Genomic DNA, 18,607 nt, shown 5'->3' on the forward strand with positions numbered 1-18,607 from the left:
CCCCAGCCCCATCCGGTCTTGTCAGCGGCGAAGCCGCTGAGCAGCGACCCAGCACGCAACGGGACCACCCGCGGGTTCTCAGCGGTTCCCTCGCGAGGACAGCTTTTTCGCATGTGGCGGAGCCACCTGCGAAAAAGATCCCGCAGCGAGGGGGCCGCTGAGGTTCCGCCACCCGAGCGCTGAGCAGCAAGAGTGCAACGCCGGCAAGAAGTTAGGATGTGTGGTCATGCCTCCGTACCCGGACAACCCCGATGCCGCGTTCGGCGCCGCCCTCGGCACCGTATCCGCAGGTACGGCGGTCTCCGCGGTCGCCAAGCGACTGCTGGACCTGTTCACCACCGGCGACCTGGAGCCCGGCACCCGGCTGCCGCCGGAGCGCAGCCTCGCCACCTCGCTCGGCGTCGGGCGTTCGGCGATCCGGGAAGCGCTCGCGGCGCTGGAGATCCTCGGCATCGTCGACGTGCGGCCCGGCTCCGGCACCTACCTGCGCGGCAGCGCCTCCGAGCTGCTGCCGCAGACGCTGAGCTGGGGGCTCATGCTCGGCGAGCCGCGCACCCGCGAACTCGTCGAGGTGCGCAACGGGCTGGAGGTGCTGGCGGTGCGCAGCGCCGCCGTCCGCCGCACCGACGACGACCTCGCCGACCTCGCCGCCCAGCTGGACGGGATGCGGGAGAACCGCACCGAACTGGACAAGTTCGTCGAAGCCGACCGGCTGTTCCACCTGCGGATCGCGGTGGCCTCCGGGAACGTGGTGCTGCAGCAGCTGCTGCAGAACGTGCGCTCGCTGCTGCGGTTGTGGGTGGAGCGGGCGCTGGCCGACCAGGGCCACGCCGACCTCGCGCTCGCCGAGCACGAGCTCGTCTACGCGGCCCTGCGCGACGGCGACCCGGACGCCGCCGCCGAAGCCATGAGCGCCCACATGCACACCGCCGCCGGCCGGCTCGCCGAGCACTTCGGCCAGGAGGCATGACGTCGTAGGCTCGCCGCGCTGCTCGCCGAGCTCGGGCGGGTCGTCGACGAGCACGGCGGCGCGTTCACCCTGGATTGCGCCACGATCGTGCTCACCGCGGACCGCCTTCCCCGGTGATCAGCGGATTCTCCCTCCGTGCCAAGGGATTTCCGCGCGGAGGTAACCGGGGGAGGGAGCACCGGCGTCCCCGTTCCGGGAGGTCGTGCTCAGGCGGCCTCCGGGGGAACGGAGTCCGGGCGGGTGCACCGCCCGGTCCAGAGGAGGATGTCGTGCGAGGAATCATGGCCGCGATGCTCGCGGCGCCGTTGCTGGTGGCCACCGCCGCGCTGCCCGCGCAGGCCGAGGCCGCGCCGTCGGACGGCGGGCTGGACGGGGTCGTCTACCTCGACGCCGACGGGGACGGCGAACGGCAGGCCGACGAGGCGGGGGCAGCGGGGATCACCGTCTCCTACAGCTGGGCGAGCGGCGATGTGCACGGGAAGCTGGTGACCGACGAGAACGGCCACTACGCGGTCGCGGACCTGCCCTACGGCAAGTACTCGGTGCAGGTCTACGCCGACGGGCACTCGAACACCACGCCGTGGGCGGTCGGGACGTCCGTGTGGGGCCCGGGCGACTCGGGCATCGACTTCGGCATCCGGTGAGCGGCGGGTGCACGTCCCGTTCCGGGCGGGACGTGCACCGGTCCGATCACCAGGTGATCGGGAGGGCCTTCACGCCGCCGGTCACCCGGTCCGAGCGGACGTCGAGGTCGTCGACGTCCACCGCCAGCCGCAGCTTGGGGAACCGCTGGAACAGTTCGGTGAACACCACCTTCAGCTCGGTGCGCGCCAGGCTCGCGCCGATGCAGAAGTGCATGCCGTGCCCGAAGGTCAGGTGCACGTTCGGCTTGCGCTCCGGGTCGAAGTGCTCCGGCTCGCCGTACACCGACTCGTCGCGGTTCGCCGCACCGGTCGGGATGAGCACCGCGTCACCGCGCGCGATGAGCTGCCCGCCGACCTCCACGTCCTCGTGGGCGTAGCGCAGCAGGCCGAGGCCGCTGGGGTCGGCGACCCGCAGGATCTCCTCCACGGTCTGCTGCACCCGGCCGGCCGGGTCGGCGGCGAACTCGTCCCGGCGATCCAGGTCGGTCAGCAGCAGGAGCACCCCGAGGTCGATGCGCGTCACCGTGGTCTCGTGCCCGGCGAACAGCAGGCCGGAGGCGAGCCTGGACAGCTCGCCGTCGTCGAAGTCCGGGTCGGCTTCCTGCGCCCGCACCAGGTCGGTGACCACGTCCTCGCCGGGGGAGTGCCGCTTCGCCTCGGCGAGCCGGGCCATGTACTCGGCCAGCTCGACCCGCGCGGCCTGTGCGGCGTCGCCGGTGCCCAGCCGGCTCATCCGGTCGGAGAGCCCGGCGAAGTACTCGCGGTCCTCGAACGGCACTCCGAGGAGTTCGCAGATCACCAGCACCGGCAACGGGAACGACAGGTGCTCGTGCAGGTCCACCGGTGCGCCGGGGTTCGCGTCGTGCGCGGCCTGCATCGAGTCCAGGCAGCCCCGCACCAGGTCCTGCACGTGGTCGGTGAGCAGCCGCATCCGCTTCGCGGAGAACGCGGGGGTGAGCAGCTTGCGCATCCGGTTGTGCCGGGCCTGCTCGGTGTCGTAGTCGCCGTTCGGTCCGTTGAGGACGCCCGCGTCGGAGATCTTCGCGGCCTGCTCCGGAGCGGGGTGCGAACGGCCGAACCGCCCGTCGCCGAACACGGCGCGCGCCTCCTCGAACGAGGTGATCAGCCACGCCGGGTCCCCGGCGGGCGTGCGCACCCGGGTGATCGGCGCCTGCTTGCGCAGCACCTCGTACAGCGGCGCGATCTCCAGCACGTTCGGCCGGTCGAACGGCAGCTGCGGCAGGGCTTCGGCCGTGGTGCTCATCAGTGCTCCTCCTGTGGTGGTAAATCTGCGGTGGCCCGGGCGGCGATCCCGTCGAGCCAGTCCAGTTCGGCGCGCAGCCTGCGCAGCGACTCGTCCAGCGCCTCCTGCCCCCAGGTGCTCGCGCCGGTGCGGGTGAGCGCGGAAAGCCGGTCGCGGCGCTGCCGAAGCGCGCACCGGCGCGACTCGACGACGCCGAGGCGCTCGTCGGCGGTCAGCCAGTCGAAGTGCGCCAGGCGGGCGAGGAACTCCGGTTCGTCCGCGGCGAGTTCGGCGGGCAGCTCCGCGAGCATGTCGTGCAGCAGCTCCCGGCCGACCTCGGTGATCGTGTAGACGTTGCGCGGCGGCCGGCCCTCCTGCGGCTCGGCGGAGCGGGTGACGGCCGCGGCCTCGGTGAACCGCCGCAGCGCCGGGTAGAGCGAGTTGTTCGACAGCGCGAACCCGGTTCCTTCCTCCACCCGCTTCCGCAGCTCGTAGCCGTGCGAGGGCTCCTTGGCGAGATGGGCCAGCAGCAGGACGTCGATCCACACCTAAGTCACGATAACCTAGGTCACCCTGACGGTCGACCTCCCGCACCGCCCCCCAGGTGAGTGGCCCCTTCGCCCTGTCTGCTCGGTCTGGTGGGCCACTCACCTGCGCGGCCCTTCTAAGGTGAGTGGCCCGTTCGCCTCGCTTGCTTGGTCCAGCGGGCCACTCACCTCGGGGTGGTGGGGCTTGCCCGATCGGTGGTGAACGCTGGGCCGTTCGGCGGCGTAGGGTCGGGCGGAGTCCGGTCGCAGCCGCAAGGGGGTCGCATCGTGGGAGCCGCGCAGTCCTCGACCGACGAGTTCGTCCGCGAACCGCTGGGCGTGCAGGAGCGGATCACCGCCGACGGGAGCTCCCCGTGGCCCGTCGAACCGCACCGGTACCGGCTCATCGGCGCCCGCGCCTGCCCGTGGGCGAACCGCGTGATCATCGTGCGCAGGCTGCTCGGCCTGGAACCGGTGCTGTCGCTGGGCATCGCCGGGCCGCTGCACGACGACCGCAGCTGGCGCTTCCACCTCGACCCCGGCGGCGTGGACCCGGTGCTCGGCATCGAATGGCTGCGCGAGGCCTACGAGCGGGCGATTCCGGGTTACGACAAGGGCGTCACCGTGCCCGCGGTCGTCGAGATCCCCACCGGGAAGGTCGTCACCAACGCCTACCAGGACCTCGAATTCGACCTCGCCACGCAGTGGACCGCGCACCACCGCCCCGGTGCGCCCGACCTGTTCCCCGCCGCGCACCGCGACGAGATCGCCGAGATCTCCGGTCAGCTGTTCCACGACGTCAACAACGGCGTCTACAAGTGCGGGTTCGCGAAGGCCCAAGGGCCGTACGAGAAGGCCTACGACGCGCTGTTCGCCCGGCTGGACGCGCTGTCCGAGCGGCTCGCCGGGCAGCGCTACCTCGTCGGCGACACGATCACCGAGGCCGACGTGCGGTTCTGGGTGACGCTGGTGCGCTTCGACGCCGCCTACCACGGGCACTTCAAGTGCAACCGGTCCACGCTCACCGACATGCCGGTGCTGTGGGCCTACGCGCGCGACCTGTTCCAGACGCCGGGATTCGGCGACACCATCGACTTCGAGCAGATCAAGCAGCACTACTACGGCGTGCACACCGAGATCAACCCGACCGGGATCGTGCCGAAGGGGCCGGACCCGTCGGGCTGGCTGAGCCCGCACGGCCGCGAAGAGCTCGGCGGGCGCCCCTTCGGCGACGGGACCCCGCCCGGTCCGCCGCCGATCGCGGAACGGGTGCCCTCGATCGCCGAGCCCCGGTGAGCATTTCCCGGATTCACTCGAACCAACGCATTCGATTGCGCCGTTCGGCGCACCCCGGTTGATTCTCCGAATCGCTGATCTTCGGGTTGCTGGGCCATTCGTGAAAACCGCTTGACCTCCGAGTGCGATCTCAAGAAACTGGGCTCGCGCACCGGTTCCAGCAGGTCGCCAGCCGGGAAGGGGTCCCGGCCCTGCTCGACGCGCGAACGATCGGAGCTCCACTGCTCCGAACAGCCATTGGGGGAATGGTCTCATCTCGCGGCCCGGCATTTCCGGGTCGAGCGCTTTTCGCGCGCCCACGTTCCACCGCCTTTCCCCCTGACCCCGCGCGCTTTCCGGCGCGCGGAGGAATGGGAGGGGCATGCCGACGAACACGTCCTATCCAGGTGTCCACGTCGAGGAGATCCCGAGCAGCGCGCGCACCATCTCCACCGTCACCACCTCGGTGACCGCGTTCGTCGGGCACACCCGCCGCGGACCGCTGAACGAGCCGGTCCGGGTGACCAGCTTCGCCGAGTTCGAGCGCCGCTTCGGCGGGCTGACCTCGCGCGGCGCGCTCGGCTACGCGGTGCACCAGTTCTTCGCCAACGGCGGCACGATCGCGCTCGTCGTGCGCGTCGCCGCCCGCGGTACCGGCAAGGCCGCCTCGGTGGTGCTGCACGCCGGCGACCGGCGCAAGGACTGCCCGGTGCTGGCGGTGCACGCGAAGGAACCCGGGGCGTGGGGCAACGGCCTGCACGTCACCGTCGACCACGACACGAACCGCCCGGAGGAGACGTTCAACCTGCACGTCGCCGACGCGCGGGTCGGGGTCCGCGAAGCCTTCGGCGGCCTGTCGCTGGAGCCCGGGCACGGCCGGTACGCGGAGACCGCGGTGAACTCGTCCTCGGCGCTGATCCGCGTCGAAGTGCTGGATTCGGGGCTGCCCGCCGCGAGCGGCACCGTCTCCCGCCCGTTCGACGGCGAGCTGCCGGACCTGGGCGTGGAGCTCACCGCGAAGATCGGCGACGTGGAGCGGGACTTCACGCTCTACGAGGAGGACGTGGACGGCGAGGCGCCGTGCACCGTCGCCGAACTGGCGCTGCTGCTGGAGCGCAAGCTGCGCTCGCTGCCGGACGCCCCGGGCAAGCGCGCGTTCGCGGGGGCGACCGTCACCGCGTTCGGCGACCGGCTGCAGACCGTCGCCGGTTCCACCGACCCGGCCGACGAGGTCCGGTTCCGCGGCGAGTGCGCCGGGGACCTCGGGCTCGACGAGACGGTGCGCCCGCCGGTGTTCCCGCTGGAGTGCGGGGAGGACGGCGACCCGCCCGGACCGCGCGACCTCATCGGCAGCGAGGCGCGCAAGACCGGGTTGCAGGCGTTGCGCGACGTGGACGACGTGAACCTGCTGGCGCTGCCCGAACTCGCCGGCTACGAGTCCACTGAGGACGTGCTGGTGGTGCTCACCGCGGCCGACCGGATCTGCCGCGAGCGCCGGATCTTCCTGCTGGTGGACGCGCCGTCAGCGTGGTCCGGGGTGGATGCGGTGCGCGCCGGCATCGCCGCGTTCGACCCGGTGCGCAGCGACCACGCTGGCCTGTTCTTCCCGCACCTGCAGCTGGTCGACCCGCTGTCCGGGCGGCTGCGGTCCTTCCCGCCGTGCGGGGCGGTCGCCGGGGTCATCGCCCGCACCGATGCCGAGCGCGGCGTGTGGAAGGCGCCGGCGGGGACCGAGGCGAAGCTGCTCGGGGTGCGGTCGCCGTCGGTGCGGCTCACCGACCGGGAGAGCGGGCTGCTCAACCCGCTCGGGGTGAACTGCCTGCGCAGCTTCCCCGTGGTGGGCGCGGTCGTGTGGGGCGCGCGGACCCTCGCGGGTTCGGATGCGGCCGACTCGGAGTGGAAGTACCTGCCGGTGCGGCGGCTGGCGCTGCACGTGGAGGAGAGCCTGCGCCGCGGCCTGCAGTGGGCGGTGTTCGAACCGAACACCGAACAGCTGTGGCAGCAGATCCGGCTCAACGCATCCGCCTACCTGCACACCCTGTTCCGGCAGGGCGCGTTCCAGGGCGGCACGCCCCGCGAGGCGTACTTCGTCAAGTGCGACGCCGACACCACCACGCAGGAGGACGTCGATCGCGGAGTCGTCAACGTCGTCGTCGGCATCGCCCCGACGAAGCCCGCCGAGTTCGTGATCGTGACCATCCAGCAGTTCGCCGGCCTCCCGCAGGCGTAGCGAACCGGAGGAGTGAGCATGGCCGAGTTCCAGATCAACGCCCACCGCTTCGACCCGTACAAGAACTTCAAGTTCCTCGTCCTCTGGGACGGGCGCACGGTGGCGGGCGTCAGCAAGATCAGCCCGTTGAAGCGCACCACCGAGGTGGTCAAGCACCGCCACGGTGGCGATCCGAGTTCCCCGCGCAAGGCGCCGGGCCGCTCCGAGTTCGAGGGCATCACCTTGGAGCGCGGGGTCACCCACGACCCCGAGTTCGACCGGTGGGCCAACAAGGTCTGGCAGGTCGGCGCCGGGCTCGGGTCGGAGGTGTCGCTCGCGGACTTCCGCAAGGACATCGTCATCCAGCTGCTCAACGAGGCCGGCCAGGTCGCCGTCTCGCACAAGCTGTACCGCACCTGGCCCAGCGAGTACCAGGTGCTGGGCGAGCTGGACGCGAACGCGAACGCGGTGGCGATCCAGAGCCTGAAGCTGGAGTGCGAGGGCTGGGAGCGGGACTACGAGGTGCCGGAGCCGACGGAACCGGCGTTCACCAATCCCGCCTAGCTGCACTGCGGACGACGGTTCGGCGGGAGGAGTACCGGGTGGTGGTGACGGGACCGGCGGAGCTGCTGGCCGCCTGGGAAGCGGGGTTGGCGCGGCGCGCGGCCGGGCGGGCGGAAGTGCTGCATCGCGCGGCGCGGCCGGAGGCGTCGGTGGCGCACCTCGACGCGGAACCGCTCGGGGCGCGGGTGGCGGACCTGCTGGTGCTGCGCCGGGCGCTGTTCGGCGAGCGGATGCAGGTGCTGCTGGAGTGCGCCGCGTGCGGCGAGGTCGTCGAGTTCGACCTGGACGCGCGCGGCCTCGCCGACCACCCGCGGCCCACCGGTGATCCGCTGCGGGTCGTCGACGACGGGATCGAGGTCGAGTTCCGGTTGCCGACGGCCGCCGACCTGGACGCGGCGGCCACCGCACCGGCCGAGCAGCGCGGCGCGTGGTTGCTGGCCCGCTGCACGCTCTCCGCCGAACACGACGGCGAACCGGTCGAACCGGCAGACCTGCCGGAGCGGGTGCGGCGGCGGATGGCGGAGCTCGCCGAGCAGGCCGATCCGGCGGCGGACCTGGCGGTGACCGTGCACTGCCCGCACTGCGGGGGCGGTACGCCGACGGTGCTCGACGTGGCCGAATTCCTGTGGGCGGAACTGGATTCGTGGTCCCGGGACGTGCTGCTGGACGTGCACCTGCTCGCCGCCGCCTACGGGTGGAGCGAACCGCAGATCCTGGCGCTCAGTCCGCTTCGGCGGCGCTACTACCTGGAGTTGTGCGCTGATGCCTGATTTCTTCGACCGGCTGGCCGCCCGGCACGATCCGGCGGCGGTGCGGCTGCGCCCCCGGCTGCCGGGGCCGTTCGAGCGGGTGGACTCGCTGCCGGACGCGGCACCGGAGGCCGAATCTCCCGTAGCGGCGCGGGTTCCGGCTCCGGTGCTGCGGGAGCGCGAGGTGCGGCGGGTGGAGCGGGAGGTGCACCGCACCGACCGGATCACCGTGGTGCGCACCGAATCCCCGGCCGCCGAACCGCCACCGCGACCGGAAGCCGCACCGCGGCGGGACGAGGCCGAACCGGTGGCGAGGCTGGTGCCGCCGGCGGACGTCACCCCGGCGCCCGAACCGCAACGCCCGGCCCGGGAGAACGCGCCGGGCGAGCCCGAACCCGTGCGGGAGCGTGGTGGCTCGCTGCGCCCGGTGGCCGCCACCCCGGCCCCGGCCGAATCCCCGCGCACCCGGATCGCCGCCGCTGCTGCGGCACCGCGCACCGCGCCCGCGTCCCGCCGCCGGACGCCCGCATCCGCGGAACCGGCCGTGCGGGTGGAGATCGGGCGCCTCCAGGTCAGCGCCGCCGCACCGCAGCGCCCGCCGGAACGGCAGCGCGCGGGCCGCCGCGCGCCTGCGGTGAACCTGGCCGACTACCTCGACGAGCGGGCGGGTTCATGAGCAACGCACTGGCCATCGCCACGGTCACGCAGGCCCTCGCGCTGCTGATCGAGAGCAACCTGCGGCCCGAGATCGACTTCGCGGTGTCGGTGGAGACCCGCAAGCCACCGGCCGAGCCGCCGACCGAGCCGACGATCACGGTGTTCCTGTACCAGGTGGCGCCGAACCCGTCGATGCGCAACACCGACCTGCCCAGCCGCGCCTCCGGCGGCGGGCTGCTGGCCCGGCCCACGGCGGCGCTGGACCTGCACTACCTGATCAGCGCCTACGGCGAGGAGACCGAGCTGGTGGGGCAGCGGTTGATCGGCTGCGTGGTGCGAACCCTGCAGGAGATCCCGGTGCTGCCCCGCGAACTGCTGGTGGAGGCGGCCTCGCGGCCGTACCTGGCGGGCAGCGACCTGGCGGAGTCGGCGCAGCGGGTGCGGTTCTCGCCGATCCAGATGGACACCGACGAGACCTCGAAGTTGTGGGGGATGCTGCACCAGACGCCGTACGCGCTGTCCACGACCTACCAGGGTTCGCTGGTGCTGATCGAGGGCCGCGAGGAGCCGGTGCCGCCGAAACCGGTGCGGCAGGTCGTGCCGACGGCGCGGCCGTTCGAGCCTGCGGACACCCGTGGTGGAGCGGCGGAATCCGCCGGCGGCGAGGAGTCGGCCGAGCCGCCGGAGGCGACCGGGCCGGAGCCGGAGCGGGCGTCCGGGACCGAGCGGGCGTCCGGGACCGAGCGAGCAGCCGCGCCGGAGCAGGCGTCGGAACCCGGCGCGGCGAAGCCGAAGCGGCGCACCACCACGTCGAAGCGGTCCGGCACCGCGAAGCGCACGGGCGGCACCACCGCGACCAAGCGCACGAGCGGCACCACCGGAGCGAAGAGCACCAGCAGCACCACCGGAGCGAAGCGCGGCCGCACGAGCTCGACGCGCGAAACCCGCACTTCCCCTTCCGTCGAGCCGGGATCCAGCGAACAGTCCACTTCGGACGGCGATCGTGATGGTCAGGGCTGATCCGGTGCGCGACGAGCGGAGAGGGGACGCGGGATGACCGAGGAACGCGCCGCGGCGGACTCGGCGCTGGCGGCCGCGGTGCGCGCGGTGCTGGCCGCGCTCGAAGCGCACGCCGGTGGCGAGATCGCCGAACACGCCGTCCCGCCGGTGCCCGAGCTGGAGGCGCTGGCCGGCTGCTTCGGCCTGAGCACCTTCGAACGCGAGGTGCTGCTGCTGTGCGCGGCGATGGAGCTGGACGCGGGCACGGCGGGCCGGTGCGCGGCGGCGAGCGGCTCGGCCCGCGCGCACCCCACGTTCTCCCTCGCGCTGGCCGCGTTGAGCGAGCCGCACTGGAGCGCGCTGACGCCGGTGTCGCCGCTGCGCCGCTGGCGGCTGGTGGAGCTGGACGAGCAGGCCGGGTTGACCACCGGCCGGTTGCGGATCGACGAGCGGGTGCTGCACTTCCTGCTCGGCTCCCCGTACCTCGATGCGCGGCTGCACGGCCTGCTGCGCCGCGTCCCGGAGCCGGGGCGGCTACCCGCCTCCTACCGGGACGCCGCGGAGCGGATCGCGTCGAGCTGGGCGGACGGCGACGCGGAGACCGCGTTGCGCGTGGAGCTGGTCGGCGGCGACGCGCGCACCCGCGCGGACCTGGCGGCCGCCGCCGCGGACGCCTGCGACCTGGGCCTGTACGCGCTGTCCGCGGCGGACGTGCCGGACGATCCGGCGGAGCGGGACCTGCTGGCCCGGCTGTGGCAGCGGGAGGCGGTGCTGCTGCCCGCCGCGCTGCTGCTGGAGGTGGACGAGCAGACCCGGGAGCAGCTGGCGGCGGCGGAGGCGTTCGTGGAGTCGGCGGCCGTGCCGCTGGTGATCGGCAGCGTCGAACCGCGCCCGAGCTCCCGCGCCCGCGGTGCGCGGATCACGGTGCCCGGGCTGGACGACGCCGAGCAGTTCGAGCTGTGGCGCGGCGCGTTCGGCGAGCTCGCCGACTCGGACGTCGGCGACCTGGTCGCCCAGTTCTCGCTGCCGCCGCACGTGGTGGTCTCCGCGGCCGCGACCGTGCGGGGGACCGCGGACGGCGACCTGGCGCAGGCGGCGTGGCGGGCCGGCCTGGAGCAGGCCCGGATGGGGCTGGACGAGCTGGGCAGGCGCATCGAACCGGCGGCGGGCTGGGGCGATCTGGTGCTGCCGGAGCGGCAGCTGCGGGTGTTGCGCGAGGTCGTCGCGCACGTGCGGCAGCGCGCCACCGTGCACCACGACTGGGGTTTCTCCGCGACGCTGCGCCGCGGCTTGGGCGTGACGGCGCTGTTCGCGGGCGGTTCCGGCACCGGCAAGACGCTCACCGCCGAGGTGATGGCCCGCGAACTGGGCCTGGACCTGTTCGTCATCGACCTGTCGCAGGTGGTCAGCAAGTACATCGGCGAGACGGAGAAGAACCTGCGCAAGGTCTTCGACGCGGCCGAGCGCGGCGGTGCGCTGCTGCTGTTCGACGAGGCGGACGCGCTGTTCGGCAAGCGCAGCGAGGTCAAGGACAGCCACGACCGCTACGCGAACCTGGAGGTCAGCTACCTGCTGATGCGGATGGAGGCATACCGGGGCCTGGCGATCCTCACCACGAACATGAAGAAGGCACTGGACTCGGCCTTCCTGCGCCGCATTCGCTTCGTGGTGGACTTCCCGTTCCCCGGTGAGGCGGAGCGCGCCGAGATCTGGCGGCGCGTGGTGCCGGAGCAGGCACCGGTGAAGGACCTCGACCCGGAGCTGCTGGCGCAGCTGACGGTGGCGGGCGGTTCGATCCGCAACATCGCGCTGTCCGGCGCGTTCCTCGCCGCCGAGGACGGCGAACCGGTGCAGATGCGGCACATGCTCGCTGCCGCGCACACCGAGTACCGCAAGCTGGAGCGGTCCCTGACGCCCTCGGAGGTGCGGGGATGGGTGTGAACGTGCACATCGGCGAGCTGGTGCTGGACGGGTTCGACGGCGTCGACCCGGACCGGGTCGCGGTCGCGTTTCAGGCGGAGCTGACCCGGCTGGTGGAGCAGCGCGGCGTGCCGCTCGCCGCGTGGGGTCCGCGCCAGGTGGACGGCATCGCGGACCTGCCGCCGCTGCCCGCGACCACTTCACCGGCCCGGTTGGGCGAGGCGCTGGCGCGGTCGGTGCACGCCGGTCTCAGCGGCAGGGGGCGGCCCGGATGAGCGCACCCGTCCCGGCCCGGCAGTCCCGTTCGACGCAGGATTCCCGGCGCCGCAAGCGGAAGAACCGCACCGCGGACCGGGCCCCGGAGCCGAAGGAGATCGTCAGCGGCGCCGGCCAGCCCCTCGACGAGAGCACCCGTCGCGAGCTGGAGGAATCGCTCGGCCACGACTTCAGCCGCGTCCGCCTGCACACCGACCGCGATTCCGGCGAGCTCGCGCAGGACCTCGGCGCGGATGCGGTGGCGGTGGGCCAGGACGTGCTGTTCGCGCCCGGGAAGTTCCGGCCCGGCACGGCCGAGGGCACCCGGCTGCTCGCGCACGAACTCCTGCACACCGTGCAGAACCCGCACGGGCTCGGCGCCCTGCGCGCGGGCCGCGAGCTGGGGGCGGTGAGCCTGCCGCAGCAGGCGATCGAACGCGAAGCCGAGTCCACTTCGGATCCCGCCGGAGTGCGCCCCGGGCAGGCCACGCCCGGCTGGTTGCGCTACGCGACCGTGGACGCCGACCGCCGCCGCGCCGAGGAGCTGGACCCGGTGACGATGATCGACCGGCTCGCCAACGGCATCCAGCGCTCGCTGCGCGGTGATCCGGAGGACCGGTCCAAGCGCACCCGGAAGCGGCTCGCGCGGCTCCCCGAGGACGTCCTCGACGTGGTGCTGGACCGGCTGGAGTCGCGGCTGCTCAGCTCCGAGCACGAACGCGTCCTGGACCTCCTGGACGAGGTGGAGGCGGACCCGGACCTGGAACCCGGCGCGATGGCGACTCCGGCGGTCGAACCGGACGCGAGCGCCGAGGTGCTGGCCGAACGCGAAGAGCAGCAGCAGGAGACCGACCGGCAGCGCGAATCCGAGCAGCAGCCGCCCGAAGCCACCGGACCGGAGAAGGAGCAGGAGGTTCCCGGCGGGGCCGACGGCGGGACGCCGGAGAACGCGGGGCCGGAGGCCGCGGCACCGGAGCAGGACGCGGCGGCGGGGGAGCAGGAGTCGGCGGAGCCCGCTGCCGAGCAGGACTCGGAGGAATCCGCCGCGGACACCGCGGAATCCGAGGAGCAGGGCGCCGAGCAGCAGCCGGAAGGCGAGCAGGCCGCTGACGAGAAGGGCGCTGACGAGGAAGCCTCTGACGAGAAGGGCTCCGAGGACAAGGGCGAGGACGAGCAGGCCGAGCAGGACGAGAAGGCGGCGGGCGAGGAGGAGAGCGCCGAGCAGGACTCGGCGGCGAAGAACCGCCCCGACGCCATCGACCCCCTCGCGGCGAAGCCGAAGGACCGGCAGCAGGACGTCGATCCCTCCCCGGAGCAGGCGGGCAAGGACACCCAGCTCGCCGGTGCCGTCGACTCCCTGGACGGCGCCCGCAACCAGGACGTGCTCGGCCCGGAGGAGGAACCGGACTCGGAGGCGCACGGCGGCGACTCGGAGGTCGAGGTCGGCGGCGAGGAGAAGAGCGCCTGGGACGTGAAGCTCGCCCCCGAGGACTTCTTGCCCGAGCAGGACCTGGACGTCTCCGGCGTGCCGACCGCGGACAAGCTGGAACCGGGCGCCGCACCGCCGCCGATGCCGTCCTTCCCCGCGCCACCGCCGACGAAGGCCGAGCAGGTCCAGGCGGAACGCGACGCGGAGGACACCGAGGACGAGGCGGCCGAAGCGGAACCGGCGGAGGCAGAACCGGAGGAGCAGGCCGAACCGGACCCGTCGATCACCACCGAGGGCACGCCGGACGCAGCCGGCCTGGCGACCCTCGCCGCGGACAAGGCCGCCGAGAAGCAACCCGGCGCGGCGGCGAAGCCCACCGATCCGAAGGCGGGCGCGGATCCCGAAGCGGGCCCCGCTGAGGCGCAACGCCTCGCCCAGGAGGCCCCGGGCAAGACGGAGGGTGCGAAGGACGAACCCGGCGGCGCCGTCAAGGAATCCGCGGCGAAGGAGGAGAAGGACGGCGCGGACAAGGGCGGCAAGGATTCGGGCGGCAAGGATTCGGCGGGCGGGGCCGAGAAGGGCGGCGAGCAGCCGGGCAAGGGCGGGAAACCGGACCAGGACGCGCAGGGCGGGGGCACCGAGTCCGAGAAGTCCGCAGCCGGCGGCGAGGATTCCGGCGGCGCAGCGGGCGCGAAGAGCACCGACGATGCGGAATCACCTTCTGCAGCGAGGGATTCGCACACCACCGGCGGCACCGAGCCGACGAACGAATCGAGCACCGGTGCCGAACCGCCCGAGCAGGAGCCCGCGTCCGCGAAGCAGAGCTCCGCCCCCGCTCCGGCGGCGACCGGCGAGGCCCCGAAACCCACGTCGGAACCGACGGCCAGAGCGGCGAAACCGACCTCCGCAGCCGCCCAGAAGACCGAGCAGGCGGCTCCGGAACCCGAACAGGCCAAGCCGGCGCCCGCCGCGCCGAAGGCCGGACCCGCTCCGGCCGCCCCGCGCTCCGGCGGCGGCGGGAAGGCGGCCAAGGGCGGCGGCGCGAAGGCGAAGAAGAAGGCGCAGGCGGCCCCGAACCTCTCCCAGGTGTCCCCGGAAGCGGGCTTGCGCACGGCGTCCGGCCTGAAACCGCACGTGGCGCTGCAGGCGATGGGCGGGGTGGACGGCGCCGTGGACCGCACGGTCGGCGACGAGCACCAGCAGCTCGCCGCCGATCCACCGTCGATGCAGCGCCCGTCCGGTGCTCCGCAGACCGCGAGCGGTGCCCCGGACACCGATGCCCCCGCCGAGTACTCCCAGGACGAGGCCGCGAAGTCCGACGCCCCCGAGAGCAAGGACGCCGAGGTCAAGGGCGAGAAGAAGCCGGAGGGCCCGATCCCCGCCGAGGAGGTGGAGGAACCGGACGGCTGGGACACGTTCCTGATGGGCGCGGGCTACGTCATCGGTTGGCTCGGTGAGAAGGTCGGCTTCGACGTCTCCCCGGAGGACCTGGCCGCCCAGTTCGCCGGGATGCCCACCGAGGACGAGGCGATGGAGCAGGCGAAGGCCGGCACCGCCCCCGGGGTGGAGATGCAGGGCGACGCCGGGGACAAGTCCCGCGAGCAGGACGACGCGGTCACCACGAAGGGCGAGCAGACCGCCGACACCGCCCGCGACGATGCGAGCCGCGGCATGGGCGAGGACCAGGTCTACCCGGACGCGCCGAAGGAGCAGCTGAAGGGCGAGGTCCCCGGCCGCGAGGGCGGGAAGGGCGGCGGCAAGGTCGACGCGGGAACCGGGGCAGTACCACCGGAAGCGGCCTCGGAGGTCGCCGAGCACGAGCGCGGCAAGGAGTTCAAGTCAGCGTTCGGCAAGGGCGAGCAAGGCCTGGCCGACGGCAAGCAGCAGAAGGAGCGCGACACCCGCACCTCCCGGCAGAAGCACGACCGCGAGGTCGACGCGGAGGTGAAGCGCAACACCGACCAGCAGACCGGCAAGCGGGAATCGACGTTCGACGACGTCTCCGGCGAGCGGGAGAAGTGGCGCGCGGACCAGGACGCCGAGCTCGACAAGCTCGGCACCGGCAAGACGGAGAAGCGCGAGCAGGCCCGCAAGGACGTGGAGAAGGAGGAGCAGGACACCGACAAGAAGGTCGAGGAGCGCAAGAAGGACGACGACGAGGGCATCAAGAACAAGCGGGAGACCGCGAAGACCGAGGCGAAGACGAAGCGGGACGACACCTCGCGGGAGTCGAAGAACTGGGTGGAGAAGGCCTTCGACGAGATCAAGAGGTTCTTCATCGAACTCCGCGACAAGATCGTGGCGATCCTGCAGGCCGCGCGCGACGCCATCGTCGATTTCATCGAGAACTTCAAGCGCGACGTCGAGAACCTCATCAAGACCATCCGCGACAAGATCGTGGGGCTGGTCGAGGACCTGATCGAGGCGCTGATCGAACTGGCCGTCGCGCTGGTGCAGGCGGTCATCGAGCTCGCCCGGCGCATCCGGCAGTTCATCGAAGACCTGGTGGCCGCCGCCATCGCCTTCGTCACGGAGCTCGCCGCGAAGCTCAAGCAGCTCATCACCGACCTGCTCGAAGCGATCTCGAAGCTGCTCAGCGACATCCTCAACGTGCTGAAGAAGGCGCTCGCCGACGTGCTCCAGGCCGTCAAGGACGCCATCAAGTCGGTGCTGGACTTCGCCTCGAAGCTCCTGGCGGGCTTCGGCGAGTTCATGATGGTCGCCGTCGACTTCCTCGCCGACCCCGGCGGCTGGCTCTCCGGCGCGAAGAGCTCCGCGGAGGACGGCGCGAAGAACCACTTCTTCCGCGAGGTCAAGAGCGCGGTCAAGGACTGGTTCAACCAGAAGATCGAGGAGATCATCGGCCTGCCGAAGGCCATCTTCGAGCGGTTGAAGAAGGGCGGCATCACCCTCCAGGAGATCGTCAAGGAGACCTGGGACGCCGTAGTCCCGCAGCTGCCGTTCATCATCGGCGAGATCGTCATCACCAAGGTGGTCGCGAAGCTCATCCCCGGCGCCGGCTGGGTCGCCGCCGTCATCGACGCCTTGCGCACCGCGATCGGCGCTCTGGGCGAGATCCTCCTCGCGTTCGGCGCCGTCCTCGACTGGCTCAAGTCCGTAGGCAAGGGCGGCAACGGAGTCCTCTTCGCCAAGGCCGTAGCCGCCGGCGTCGTCGCCCTCCTGGAACTCGCCTACCAGTTCCTCCTCGACGGAATCGGCAAGTACGTCAGCAAAGTCGGAGACCGCTTCAAGACCCTCGCGAAGAACCTCGGCAAGGACAAGGACAAGACCAAGGACGACGGCGCCGAGCCACCCCCGGACCACGGCGACCAGCACCCGAGCCAAGGTGGCCAGCAGGAGCACCAGCAGCGTCCCGGCCAAGCCGACGGCCAAGACCGCCCCGGCAAGCCGACCGCCGGCCCGCAGCGCCCCGGCCGCGGTGACAAGCCAGACGAACGATCGAAGCGCGATCCCGAAACTCCGAAGAAGCCGGGTGACAAGCCGAAGGACGACAAAACCGGCGACGTCAAGCCCCGCAAGGACGATCGGCAGCAGGACGCGCCGAAGAGGGACAAGCCCAAGGACGACGAGTCCAAGCCGAACCGCGACCGCCCGAAGGACGGGGATCGCAAGCCCGATCGCGACCAGTCGGGCAAGAAGTCGCCGCCCGACACTAAGAAGCGGCAGGACGCGGACCGGGACCGCAAGCGCGAGGACGAAGTCCAACCGCCGCCCCGCAAGCCGGACCCGGCACCCGACCGCAAGAAGGACGACACGACGCCGGACCACCGGAAGCAGGACGAGGACTCGGGCCGCCCGAGGAAGGACGACGACCAGAACCGCGCGAAGAAGGACGACGACGCTTCCGGTGCCGACCAGCGACGGCCGCACGACCGGAACGGCAAGAAGGACTCGGGCAAGTCTGACGACAAGCCGAATAGACCCAAGGGCGACAAGGACGGCCCGACCAAGCCCAAGAAGCAGAGGACCAAGGACGGCGACACCCCGAACGGAAGGAAGCCGGATCGGGACCGTCCTGGTAATCGGAGGCCGGATCGGGGCCGTCCTGGTCGGCCGAAGCGTAAGGAGGACAAAGACCTCCGGTCCGAGCGGGAGGATGCAAGTGAGTCAAAAGATGCGCGACTCGCATTAATTTCTGCAAGATTGCGGAGGATCCTTAAAGATAAGTTGGATCCTGGAATCAGTTTTAGTACGCATCGTGCGTTGCTTGTTTCCTTGCGGCGCCGATTCCGGCTGACTGCGCTCTATAAGCAAGGCGGAGACAAGTTTTCGGTTGTTGCTCGCCTCAACCCGGCGGTCCCTGTTATTTCTGGGTTCAGTACATACGAGAATAAAATAGATCATAGTAAGCCGGGGCCGCCCGCCCCTCTGCCGTCGGCTCCGTCGCCGAAGAACGACGTTCTCGCTTCCGATTTCACTGCGCTGGGGATAAATGAGAGCTGGGCAAGTAAACGCGGTAGGCCGTCTACCTCCGCACGAAAAGATGAGCCGATCGGGTTTCGTCATATCAATAAGTACGGACTGAATGGCGACGAGAGTAACTACTGGGTTCGTCAGCATCTTCTCACTCGATTGCTTGGCGGTAAGGCCGATGGCAGGAATCTTGTTCCTGCTAGAACTACGGTAAATCAGAATTTTAAGAATGAGGTCGAGAAATATGCTGAAAACTGGATTCGGTCTGGAGGCGACAAGTATGCGTGGTATGACGTGAAGGTTTCTTATCATTCGGGGAAGCCGATGGGTTTCCCGTCGAGGATTCGGGCGGAGTGGGGAGCGTACTACCCGGATTATCGGAACAACAAGTGGGAAAAGGAAAGGCGGGCGAGGCACTACTATGAGGATTCCGGCCTGGAGCTACCTCCTGGTCCGGGCTCGCGAGTTTTCGTCAACCATGATTCCGCAGCACGCTTGCAGGCGATGCTGGATATACCTAAGGGCATAGCGGAAGACATTGAAGATGTCGCTGAGGTACATAATGAAGATATTCCAGGAATGGCGGTGCTGATAGCCGATCTTAAAACCGTCAGGCGTCTCAAGCGGCGACGCAGGCGTGGGTGGGATAAACACATCAAAAAGTTGATCCAGGCGGCGGCTGCAGGACATCTCACCTTTGACAAAAAGCCGTAGTTGGAATTCCGTAATTGA

Annotated in this window: 13 protein-coding genes; 11 read left to right on the forward strand and 2 right to left on the reverse strand. The window is 71.1% G+C overall.

Going from position 1 to position 18,607, the window contains the following annotated elements; all coding sequences use genetic code 11:
- Nucleotides 1-226: 226 nt before the first annotated feature.
- Nucleotides 227-970 carry a FadR/GntR family transcriptional regulator gene (locus tag H1226_RS10115; RefSeq protein WP_258348658.1) on the forward strand — a complete coding sequence of 248 codons (744 nt, stop codon included), beginning with the start codon at nt 227-229 and terminating at the stop codon, nt 968-970.
- A gap of 269 nt (nt 971-1,239) precedes the next feature.
- On the forward strand, nt 1,240-1,614 hold the full coding sequence (locus tag H1226_RS10120) for an SdrD B-like domain-containing protein (RefSeq protein WP_258348659.1): 375 nt from the start codon (nt 1,240-1,242) through the stop codon (nt 1,612-1,614).
- A 46-nt stretch (nt 1,615-1,660) separates the two neighbouring features.
- On the opposite strand, the gene H1226_RS10125 is transcribed toward H1226_RS10120, so the two are convergent.
- Both H1226_RS10125 and H1226_RS10130 read right to left on the reverse strand, forming a co-directional pair.
- Nucleotides 1,661-2,878: a cytochrome P450 gene (locus H1226_RS10125; RefSeq protein ID WP_258348660.1), complete on the reverse strand. Its 1,218-nt coding sequence runs from the start codon at nt 2,876-2,878 to the stop codon at nt 1,661-1,663.
- Entirely contained in the window at nt 2,878-3,405 is a 528-nt protein-coding gene (locus H1226_RS10130; protein WP_258348661.1) for a PadR family transcriptional regulator, read from the reverse strand. The genes H1226_RS10125 and H1226_RS10130 overlap by 1 nt, the downstream gene beginning before the upstream one ends.
- 267 nt (nt 3,406-3,672) lie before the next feature.
- On the opposite strand from H1226_RS10130, the gene H1226_RS10135 reads away from it, so the two are divergent.
- The 9 genes from H1226_RS10135 (at nt 3,673) to H1226_RS10175 (ending at nt 18,589) form a co-directional block, all read left to right on the forward strand.
- Nucleotides 3,673-4,680, forward strand: a complete 1,008-nt coding sequence (locus tag H1226_RS10135) for a glutathione S-transferase family protein (RefSeq protein ID WP_258348662.1) — start codon at nt 3,673-3,675, stop codon at nt 4,678-4,680.
- A gap of 361 nt (nt 4,681-5,041) precedes the next feature.
- On the forward strand, nt 5,042-6,889 hold the full coding sequence (locus tag H1226_RS10140) for a phage tail sheath C-terminal domain-containing protein (protein WP_258348663.1): 1,848 nt from the start codon (nt 5,042-5,044) through the stop codon (nt 6,887-6,889).
- A gap of 18 nt (nt 6,890-6,907) precedes the next feature.
- Nucleotides 6,908-7,432, forward strand: coding sequence for a phage tail protein (locus tag H1226_RS10145; protein WP_224955584.1), 525 nt, complete (start codon nt 6,908-6,910; stop codon nt 7,430-7,432).
- A gap of 38 nt (nt 7,433-7,470) precedes the next feature.
- A complete protein-coding gene (locus tag H1226_RS10150; RefSeq protein ID WP_258348666.1) occupies nt 7,471-8,202 on the forward strand; it encodes a T4 family baseplate hub assembly chaperone in 732 nt (243 codons plus the stop codon).
- On the forward strand, nt 8,195-8,857 hold the full coding sequence (locus tag H1226_RS10155; RefSeq protein WP_258348667.1) for a hypothetical protein: 663 nt from the start codon (nt 8,195-8,197) through the stop codon (nt 8,855-8,857). The genes H1226_RS10150 and H1226_RS10155 overlap by 8 nt, the downstream gene beginning before the upstream one ends.
- Nucleotides 8,854-9,858, forward strand: coding sequence for a DUF4255 domain-containing protein (locus H1226_RS10160; RefSeq protein ID WP_258348670.1), 1,005 nt, complete (start codon nt 8,854-8,856; stop codon nt 9,856-9,858). The genes H1226_RS10155 and H1226_RS10160 overlap by 4 nt, the downstream gene beginning before the upstream one ends.
- A 33-nt stretch (nt 9,859-9,891) precedes the next feature.
- Nucleotides 9,892-11,778, forward strand: a complete 1,887-nt coding sequence (locus tag H1226_RS10165; RefSeq protein WP_258348673.1) for an ATP-binding protein — start codon at nt 9,892-9,894, stop codon at nt 11,776-11,778.
- Entirely contained in the window at nt 11,769-12,032 is a 264-nt protein-coding gene (locus tag H1226_RS10170) for a hypothetical protein (protein ID WP_258348675.1), read from the forward strand. The genes H1226_RS10165 and H1226_RS10170 overlap by 10 nt, the downstream gene beginning before the upstream one ends.
- Complete coding sequence (locus H1226_RS10175) at nt 12,029-18,589, forward strand: eCIS core domain-containing protein (protein WP_258348677.1); 6,561 nt, start codon at nt 12,029-12,031, stop codon at nt 18,587-18,589. The genes H1226_RS10170 and H1226_RS10175 overlap by 4 nt, the downstream gene beginning before the upstream one ends.
- Nucleotides 18,590-18,607 lie beyond the last annotated feature (18 nt).

Origin of the sequence: Saccharopolyspora gregorii (assembly GCF_024734405.1) — a bacterium.
Lineage (GTDB): Bacteria > Actinomycetota > Actinomycetes > Mycobacteriales > Pseudonocardiaceae > Saccharopolyspora_C > Saccharopolyspora_C gregorii.